General features: G+C 60.9%; 2 protein-coding genes. Both read right to left on the bottom strand.

Annotated elements, in window-relative coordinates:
• Positions 1-488: 488 nt before the first annotated feature.
• Positions 489-1043 carry a hypothetical protein gene (locus ABME02_RS18400; RefSeq protein WP_353816809.1) on the bottom strand — a complete coding sequence of 185 codons (555 nt, stop codon included), beginning with the start codon at positions 1041-1043 and terminating at the stop codon, positions 489-491.
• A gap of 331 nt (positions 1044-1374) precedes the next feature.
• Positions 1375-1563: hypothetical protein (locus tag ABME02_RS18405; protein ID WP_353816810.1), on the bottom strand; the 189-nt coding region annotated here is incomplete at its 5' end.

The following is a 1563-nucleotide window of genomic DNA, read 5'->3' on the forward strand; positions in this document are numbered from 1 at the left end:
TATCACGCCGAGCCATTTACGCAAAGTTCCCGACAGACCCCCCGCAGGGGAACACGAACCCGACCAACGGTTGACGAAGTATGTGGCCAGCCGGCGGTGCATGACTGGACCGGCAGCGGGCGCTCCTCACGTGGTTGTCACGGTTAGCTCACGATTTTGCCGAGTTCACCGGAACTCACTGCCTTTCACGTTCCGCGGGATTCCGCGGCTCGTGAGCCCGAGTGAGCCACTATGAACCGCCACTTAGGAACTTCTGCTTCCCAAGCAGACAGCGCGGGTTCGATTCCCGCCATCGGCTCTTCGCGAGTATTGCCTGAGCAGGTGCCGCTTCTGCCGTGTACCGACGGGTGTCCATTCAACTTGTTTTCGTCGGATCACGGTCTACTCACGGTTAATGATTCGACTTGTTCTCATGAGTGGACCCCGCTCAACTCCGTCGGGCAATCCCTCGGCGCACCGAAGGATGCTGGTTCTTCGTCTACTCCGCGTCATGTTGAAGGCCGGACATACCTCGCTGATCCCGTCTCCAGCTGCTTGCGAACAGCGTCAAGGACTGCTGCGCGACTGTGAGGTTTGAAGACTGTGCGAGCGCGATCCAGGATCCGGTCCCAGGGTGCGGTCGCGCGGGGCGTCCAGTACGCGAGGATCTCGCCAAGCTCATAACGCACGTCCGACCGGCGAGACTCGCGCCAGCGCTCAAGGTATAGCCTGAGAACGCAGTAGAGCCACATGTCTTCGACTCCTCCGCCAATGTCAGTCAGGTCGCGAGTCGCTAAGATCCCAGTGGCGAGTTCGAGTTCGTCTGAGAGCATGAGGGCTAATCGCTCTTGCGCCCTTTCTTGCGCGATACCCGCTTGAAACCGACTTAGAGATACGTCGATGGCGGTCCTCGCATCGACTACACCGATCCGGTAGCCAAATGAGAGCTCATCAAGCCCGAGTGCGGCTATGTCGACCAGTTCATCCAATTGCACGGACGGTACGGGGTAGATGGAGATTCCGTCCGCGAGCCGGTTCAGCCATTCGTCGCTGTACGGCTGCATTAGAACATCCCTCGATTCACACGGAAGAACGAGTGTACGAGGTAGCCCCGCCCCACGACCCATTCCTGTTGGCCTCGATAGCCATTTACAGTGCCCCGCACCGTGACGGACAGGCCAATCGACTGGGTCCGGGTTACGAACACGGGACGAACCGCACCGCGTGTGATGACACTTCGCTGCAAGAATGCACCGGCCCGGTGGAGTGTGTCTCTCTTGAGGGCCGCGCTCCCCAGCGGAACTGCCCTCGAGATAGCGGCAGATGCTCCCGCCCTGATCCCCGTAGTCAATCCACCGCCGCCCAGTGCGCCGACCGCAGCGGAGCCAGCCAGCCCTACTCCAGAGAAGCGATCGGACCACCCATCGCGAGCGAGGTAAGCAGCAGCACCCGCAGCGGCTCCGATGGCTGCGGCCGCGACGATTCCGCATGCAACCGTCGCAGCACATGCAACGGCACCGGCAATCCCAGCGACCACAACTGCCGGGTCTGTCGGGAACTTTGTGTAAATGGCTCGGCGTGATG

Source organism: Agromyces zhanjiangensis (assembly GCF_040496055.1).
In the GTDB taxonomy this organism is placed as follows: Bacteria; Actinomycetota; Actinomycetes; order Actinomycetales; family Microbacteriaceae; genus Agromyces; species Agromyces zhanjiangensis.